We start from the raw sequence: 8,888 nt of genomic DNA on the forward strand, positions 1-8,888 counted from the left end.
TTCCCCTGAAAAATAGTGCAGCGACTCGCCCCTACAGGATTACAGAATGACAAGATTACAACATATAAAATATGGGGACGCGATCGCAAACACCCTCACCATCCCTTGTCACCCTAGACTTACCCAGATTTTGCCCGATTCGACATGAAGTTATGAATATTCCTCAATCCTACCGAGGTTCCGGTTTTGTTTGCACATCACAGGAGTAATCGCGGCGAAAAAAATAGGATTAGGGGTTGATTTTTGGGGATAGTTTTGGTAGATTAATACAATGGGAAAATGTGCCGTCCTATAGACCCAGATTAACCGGAATCCGTAGGGTGGGTTAGGCGGTAATCAATCCAAGAAACAAACCCTTTAATAAAATATCCGCCGTAACCCACCGAGTTATCCTTTGCAACGGGTGAACCAACGATGAGGGCGAGTCGATAAAATTAATAGATTTTTCCCTGAAAGATAGCGGGGGCGTAGGGGCGCAAGGTTTGCGCCCACACAATTAATACCTTTCCCCTGAAAGATAGCCAGTATGGGGGCTCTTGCGGTAATCAATCCAAGAAACAAACCCTTTAATAAAATATCCGCCGTAACCCACCGAGTTATCCATTGCAACAGGTGAACCAACGAGGAGGGCGAGTCGATAAAATTAATGGATTTCCCCTTAATGATAGTGCAGCGACTCGCCCCTACAAACAGGACACAGGACATAATAAAATAAATATCAGGTTAGGAATCACCTAAATCTCACATCTAGAGGGTGCTATGATGACCATAAATCAAAGCTTACAACGTCTGATACAGGGAAGCGCGATCGCACTATTCCTCTTCATCCCCTGTAACCCTGTCCTCGCCCAGATTACACCCGATTCCACATTAGGCGCTGAAGGTTCCTCAATCCTACCTGATGGAGTAGTTATCGATGGGATAACAGCGGATTTAATTCAGGATGGCGCCCTCCGAGGTTCGGCATTATTTCATAGCTTTTTAGAATTTAATATTAATGAGGGACAACGGGTTTATTTTGCCAACCCTGACGGAATTGAAGCCATTTTTAGTCGGGTGACGGGAACTGATCCCTCTGACATTTTGGGGACATTAGGCGTCAACGGTGCAGCCGATTTAATCTTCATCAATCCCAATGGAATTCTCTTTGGCGAAAATGCTCAATTAGACATTCGGGGTTCCTTTATCGGGAGTACAGCCAATGGGGTGGTATTTGAGAACGGCACTATCTTCAGTGCGACTAATCCAGAAGCACCGCCATTACTCACTATTAATGTCCCTTTAGGGTTGCAATATGGAAATCAGAATCCAGCCGCGATTACCAATTCTGGCAATCTAGAAGTTGGGGAAGATTTAACCTTAGTTGGCGGAACAATTAGCAGTACCGGACAATTAGCCGCCCCCGCCGGACATTTAGAGATAGTCGCCTTAACGGGAGATGCAATAGTGCGGGATGGATTGGCGCAGTCGGCTATTTTATTCGCGAATAATCATTTAATTTTAGAAGAAAGTCAGTTAGTTACCGCCGGAGATTTAATCCTGTTGGCGGGGGATACGGTACGGGTGCGAGATAGTGTACAAACTCCGTTTATTGCTCATGCAGGGGGAAATCTTTATATTCAAGGAAATCAAGGCATTGATATTTTAGCGTTGAATCATCCAGGAACGCCGTTTCAGAGTGGTGGGGCTTTGAGTTTAGTTAGTGATGGGACAATTTCAGGGGATGCTCATTTTGCCAGTGGGGGTCAGTTTGCAATTCTGAATTTAGCGGGGAAACCGGGTGATTTTGTCAGTTACTATGACCCGATTATTAGTGTAGATGGAGATGTGATTATTGGGGATTATACAGGCGCTTCACTGTTAATCGAAGCCACCGGAAGCATCAAGACAGGAAATATCACAATTACTCAAGCTGATATATCTTTAAATGATACGAATGACCCCACTGACTCAGATATTGCTATATTGACAAGTGAGCCAGCCTTGATTATGCGATCGGGAGTCGATAATCTAAAGTATCCGGTAACTCCGCCAAATTTACCACAGCCACCACAGCCACCACCAACCAACTCCACATTCGAGTATGAGAATGATTTTGAAGGAGCAGTTGGTTCAGAATGGTCTAATACCAAAACAGACCAAACACCCGACGAAGGCACAATCGATACAACTTTCCTGGGACCCTTTGGTCAAGAAACGGTAAGCTTAACACTTAATGATCTTCCCTCACCTGCCAATGTGACAGGCTCTTTTGATCTATTTATTATTGGCTCATGGGATGGTAATGACACCTCAGCGATTAGTGGACCAGATGTTTGGCAGTTAAGGATTGATGATAATGTGTGGGTAAATGCAACGTTTAGTAATGTCAACAGTAAACAGTCATTTCCTGATGATTATCTTCAAGGAGAACATCCGTCCCATCAATCGGCTGATCACATAGACGAATTGGGATATACGTCTTCAACTATCCCTGATTTAACCTTCGGTGACTCAATCTACACGATAGAGTTTTCTCTTGAACACACATCAAACTCTCTACAAATCGATTTTTCTAAATTACCACCCGGAGAAGTGCTTGAAAATGAAAACTGGGGGATAGATGATATCGAGGTAGTTGCGGAAGTTTCCTCAACGCCCCCAGTCACACCACCGGATAATAGCTCAACTTTACCCTCTTTCACGACTTCTGTAAAACCGTCAGATGCCAGTATCACCACAGTTAATATTGAAACTTTAGGAGGACGAGTTATCTTAGACGCAACCAGTGATATTAATCTGATTGGAGGAATTACCTCCAATGGTGGCGAGATTAGTATTCATAGTGATAGTGCAGTCAATGCCACGGGAGTGATTATCGATTCCACGAATAATGAAGGAACGGGTAATAGTGGTAATATTGACGTTACAGCACAATCAGTTTCTCTCGCTGATAGTGCCCGATTACTTTCTAGAGTAGTTGGTAACAATCAGGGAGGAAATATCACGGTAAAGGCTTCTGAGTCAGTTAACCTGACTGATTCATTACCGGAGGGAAATTCAACAGGTTTGTTTGCTACCTCTGATGGGAGTGGTGAACCAGGAAATGTTTTCGTAGAAACTCCAGAGTTAAATCTTCAAGGAAGAGCGAGAATATTAACGGAAGCTTACGATATAGGAAATGCTGGAGAATTAAGGATTGAAACTGACCGTTTAAGCCTTCAGGGTGGTGCTAGAGTATCAGCTTTAACCTCGGGTCAAGGTAAAGGAGGAAATATAATCGTCGAGGCTACGGAGTCTGTTCAATTAATCGGTAGTGATGGAACATTTCCCAGCGCCCTGACGACTAATGCCCTGACCAATGGACTGTTTAAGCCAGGAGATGCCGGAAATTTAACTATTAATACCAATCAGTTAATTGTGCAAGATGGGGCAATCGTAACCGCTTCCACAACCACAACTGGTGAGGGAGGAGATTTAACAGTAAATGCCTCAACAGTGCAACTCAGTGGCACAGGTATCTTGAACAACGGTGATGAAATTCCTACTGGTTTATTTACTGATACCAGTAACATTGGTAATGCTGGAGATTTAACCATTAACACCACGAACTTGATTGTGCAGGATGGCGCGATAGCTTCAGCGTCTACCTTTGGTAAAGATAGTCAGGGAAGTCAAGGAGGAAACTTAATCGTGAACGCTTCTTCTGTTGAACTCCGGGGACGTTCCAATAGAGGTTTATCTAGTGGTTTGTATGCTCAAACCTTTGGGACTGGTCAAGCCGGAAACTTGACAATTAACACACAAGATTTAATTGTACAGGAACAAGCCAGAGTTACCGTAGCGGCTGGGGGGGCGACACAAGTAAGAGTTCCGGCAATTCCCGCCGTTCTGTTAGATATTTTATCTAATCTTGAGATTCCACCGATTAGTCAAGCCACAGGGGATGCTGGGAATATAGGAATCACAGCAAACAAAATAATATTAGATCAGCAGGGAACTATTATCGCTGAAACTGAAGCAACCGAGGGTGGTAATATTACCCTCAACGTCAACGATATACTACTCCTACGCCATAACAGTTCAATTTCCACCACCGCCGGAACTGCTCAAGCCGGAGGAAATGGAGGCAATATCCGGATTAATTCTCCCTTTATTGTCGGGCTTCCTTGGGAAAATAGCGATATTACCGCTAATGCCTTCTTTGGTGATGGAGGGAGAGTTGATATCACCGCCAACAAAATTTATGGACTCGAATTTCGCCCTCGCCTGACGCCCCTTTCTGACATTACCGCCAGTTCAGAATTTGGTGAACAAGGAGTCGTGGAACTCAACACCTTAGAAATTGACCCCAATACCGGATTACTGCAATTACCTCCCCCAGCTTCTCCCCCAGAATTTGTCAATTTCTGTCAAGGGCGTTCTGACCAAACTCCCAGCCATTTTATCATCAGTGGACGCGGCGGAGTTCCGCCCACAATTTCCCAAGTAACGGGAACAGATAACGTGTGGGAAGATTTGCGTCCATTGACTCCCAGTAGTGATAACTCTCCGGCAAAAATTGAACCCGTAAGCCAGAGGAGTTCAAGGACAATAATTGAAGCCCAAGGCTGGATAAGGTTACCCGATGGAACAATTGTTCTCACCGCCGAAGCGCCCAATGTTACCCCTAATACTGGTTGGCAAAATCCGATACATTGTCAGAGTGCTTTTGAGTAATGAATGGGGGATAATAATTAGTGATGAGATTGAGTTGGTGAGGCGCGAGGTTATAGCAGTTTCCAAGTACGTGAGGGACAGCCAAATATAGGGGAAATGCCACTGACTGATTTGCTGGTGGGCAATGCCCACCCTACGGTATATCTTGCTCCCCTCTCCCCGGCGTGGGAGAGGGGCTGGGGGTGAGGGGTTGAGCTTAAGTTGACACGGATGAAGGCTTGCGCCCTGATGTACCTCATCTTATGAGCAACGCTATATATTTTTTAACGCAGAGGAACGCAGAGGTTTACGCAGAGGGCGCAGAGGAATGGGAATGTGGGGAGGTGAGGGGTTGATAGTTCTGAAATAAATAGGAGGTGGCTGACTGATGACGTTTATTAATCCGAAAACTGATTTTGCCTTTAAGAAAATTTTTGGCTCCAAGAAAAGTAAGGAAATTTTGATTAGTTTCCTGAATGCCATTCTTTATCAGGAACAGGAGACAATTCAAGACCTAGAAATACTTGACCCTTATCAATCCCCTCGCATCCAGGGAATTAAGGATTCCTATTTAGATGTTAAAGCCGTCATCACTGGAAACAAAACCGTCATCATTGAAATGCAGGTACTCAACGTTTTAGGCTTTGAGAAACGAGTCCTGTATAATGCCGCCAAAGCCTTTTCTATTCAATTGGGAGTCGGGGAAGATTACAACTTATTGAATCCGGTGATTGCCTTAACCATTACCGACTTTGAGATGTTCTCCAACAGCGCCAAAGTCATCTCTCGCTATTGCCTTAAGGAAAAGGAAGAGTTAACGGATTATACCGATGATATTGAATTAGTCTTTGTCGAATTACCCAAATTCAATAAAACCTTGGAGGAATCAGAAACCTTAACCGATAAATGGCTCTACTTCCTCAAATTCGCCAACACCTTAAAAGACGTGCCGCCGCCAATGGCAACGATTCCCGCCATGAAACAGGCATTTACAATTGCCAGACAGAGTAAGCTAACCAAGCGAGAGTTAGAAGCCCTAGAAAAGCGAGAGATTTTTATTCAAGATAGTCAGAATGCGATTCGTAAAGCCAAACTAGACGGAAAAGAGGAAGGTATGCAGGAAAAAGCGATTGCCATTGCCCGCCAACTTCTCGACGTTTTAGACATTGAAACAATCAGTCAAAAAACTGGATTAAGTATTACCGAGATTCAAGACTTAACCTAAATGTCACTGACTGGTATGTCGGTGGGCTCTTGCGAAGTCGAAACCCACCCTACGGCTTCCCAAACAACGAATAACAAAGGACAAATGACGAATGACAAATAACAATCGCCATCTACTAATTGTATTTATTCTCGGATTATTCCTATTCATCAGTATCCCCCCTGTCTTATCCCAAATTGCCCCAATTACCCCCCCCATCCAATCCGCCGCACAATCTATAACCCAAGGGAGAACCTATTACGCCGCCAAAGAGTATCAACAAGCCATTCACCTCTGGCGACAAGCCGCCCAACGCTATGAAACCCAAGGGGATACCCTACATCAAGCCCAGGCGTTGAGTTATCTCTCCTTAGCCTATCAGAAACTGCACCACTGGACAGACGCCGACACCGCAATCACAGCCAGTCTGAGTCTATTAGATACCGTAGCAGAATCAACAGAGCGATCGCGCCTCTATGCTCAAGCCCTGAATCACCGAGGTCGTCTAGAATTAGCCTTAGGGCGGGCGGAATCTGCATTAGCCACCTGGAAGCAAGCAACGCAAACCTATCAACAACTCAATGATGACATCGGAGTAACAGGTAGCCTATTCAACCAAGCCCAAGCCATGGAAGCCTTAGGATTCTATCGTCGCGCCTGTCAGATTTCCCTACAAGCCTTTCAGGTAGACAATCATTGCAACTTATCTGAGTCAGGCGAATTAGACGCCGCCGTTAACACCTTTAAACAGCAATCTCAACCCGCGTTTACCGTTGTCGGGTTACGCAACTTAGGAAATGTTCTCCGCCTAGTTGGACACTGGCAAGAATCCCAAACTATCTTACACCAAGCCTTAGACCTAGCCAAACAAATCGACTCCCCATCCCAACAAAGTGCCACATTACTCAGTTTAGGCAAAACCCAATACGCTATATATCGCCAAGACAAAGACTTATGGGAGAGAAGTAATATCACCCAGAATCGCGACAATGCCAAAGAATGGGCAAGGGCGGCATTAAACACCTATCAGCAAGCCGCCACCATCAACACCGACTCCACCACCTTACCCTTAGAAGCCCAACTGCATCACCTCCGTTTATTAATCGAGTTTCAGCAGTGGTTACAAACCCTAGCAAAAACCGATAAAACCGCAAACCCAGCCGAATTTACCTCTCAAATTCAATCCCAAGTCCAGACATTACTCAACAGTCCCCTTGCCAACTTAGAAGACAGTAAAATCGCCATATATAGCCAACTATCCTTTGCCCAAACTCTACTGAAATTACCCCAGTATGACCCAAACTTTAGTCATGCCCTTGATTATACCCAAGCCGCATTAAATCAAGCCCAATCCCTGGACAACAAACGGGCAGAATCTGAAGCCCTGGGGACATTAGCTCACATTTATGAACAGAACCAAAACTGGTCAGATGCCCAAGACTTAACCCATCAAGCCCTCGGTTTAGCCCAATCCCTTAACACCGAAGACTTAGCCTATAAATGGTTATGGCAATCCGGACGAATATATTGGCAACAGCAGCAAAAAGAAAACGCCATTCACGCCTATAACACCTCAATCAACGTCCTCAATTCCGTGCGGCGTAATTTATTAGCCATCAACCCCGGCGTGCAATTTTCCTTTTTAGACGATGTGCGCCCCATTTATCAACAATTCCTGGAAATCTTATTACAACCCGACGCCAATCTTGACCATCTCCGCCAAGCCACACGTATCAGCGAAGCCCTACAACTAGCTGAACTCGAAGACTTTCTCCGCTGTAGTTTTACCAACTTAGTCCCCATTGACCAAAATCAAAACCCACCCGCTGCGATTATTTATCCCATTTTACTGAAAAACCGCCTCGAAGTTCTGATTAAATTGCCCCAATCTGAATCATCTCCAGAAAAAGTTTATCGGTATACCCCCCAAGTTTCCGCCCAAGACTTTAGCCAAACCCTCTACGACTTACGCCAACAATTAGATGACCCCCGAAATCCAGTAGACAGCCTAATTTTACCCCCAGCCCAAAAACTCTATAACTGGCTACTAAAATCAGCCCAGACTGACTTACCCCAAACAGGAACCCTAGTCTTTGTTCTCGATAGCACCCTGCAAAATCTCCCCATTGCCATTCTCCACGATAGTCAGCATTACTTAGTCGAAACCTATAACATTGCCATCAGCCTCGGCTCACAATTACCCAACCTCAACCCCTTATCCCCAACCCATTGGCAAGGGCTACTAGCCGGAATTAACAAAAAAGCCGAGAGTTACCCACCCAAACTACCCGCCTTATCCAGTGTCTGGAACGAACTGCATCAGATTCATAATACTGTCCCCAGCCAACTACTAGAAAATGAACAATTTACCCAAACCAACTTCCGCAACCAACTGATTAACCATCCATTTTCCGTGATTCATCTAGCCACCCACGGCGAATTTAGTTCAGATGCAACCAAAACCGTCATCTACGCTTGGGACAAAAAAATACCCGTAGAAAAATTTGGTCAACTCTTGCAACAGAGACAACAAACCCGCCGCGAACCCATTCAATTATTAGTCCTCAGCGCCTGTCAAACAGCATCAGGTGATAAACGTGCCGCCCTAGGATTAGCCGGAGTCGCCTTAAGAGCAAATGCCAGTAGTACCGTCGCCAGTTTATGGCGCGTCAGCGATAACTCAACCGCCCAATTAATGGACGACTTTTACCAGCAATTAAATCAAGGCATTCCCAAAGCCGAAGCCCTAGCCAACGCCCAACGGAAACTTCTAAACAATCCCGATAATCCATCCCATCAACATCCTTACTATTGGGCAGCATTCATCCTCGCCGGAAACTGGTTTTAATCGTCATTTGTCATTTTTAATTTGTCATTCGTCATTCGTCATTCGTCATTCGTCATTCGTCATTCGTCATTCGTCATTCGTCATTCGTCATTCGTCATTCGTCATTCGTCATTCGTCATTCGTCATTCGTCATTCGTCATTCGTCATTCGTCATTCGTC

Annotated in this window: 3 protein-coding genes; all 3 read left to right on the top strand. The window is 45.0% G+C overall.

All coding sequences use genetic code 11. The features are described from left to right. The first annotated feature begins 759 nt into the window (after positions 1-759). The 3 genes from RIG27_RS01375 to RIG27_RS01385 all read left to right on the top strand — a co-directional run bounded on the left by RIG27_RS01375 (position 760) and on the right by RIG27_RS01385 (position 8,729). A complete protein-coding gene (locus RIG27_RS01375) occupies positions 760-4,698 on the top strand; it encodes a two-partner secretion domain-containing protein (RefSeq protein ID WP_446341737.1) in 3,939 nt (1,312 codons plus the stop codon). A 367-nt stretch (positions 4,699-5,065) separates the two neighbouring features. Further along, a complete protein-coding gene (locus RIG27_RS01380; protein ID WP_446341739.1) occupies positions 5,066-5,902 on the top strand; it encodes an Rpn family recombination-promoting nuclease/putative transposase in 837 nt (278 codons plus the stop codon). Between the two features lie 91 nt (positions 5,903-5,993). Next, on the top strand, positions 5,994-8,729 hold the full coding sequence (locus RIG27_RS01385; RefSeq protein ID WP_446341741.1) for a CHAT domain-containing protein: 2,736 nt from the start codon (positions 5,994-5,996) through the stop codon (positions 8,727-8,729). Positions 8,730-8,888: the final 159 nt, after the last annotated feature.

This window comes from Coleofasciculus sp. F4-SAH-05 (genome assembly GCF_040222985.1).
Lineage (GTDB): Bacteria > Cyanobacteriota > Cyanobacteriia > Cyanobacteriales > Coleofasciculaceae > Coleofasciculus > Coleofasciculus chthonoplastes.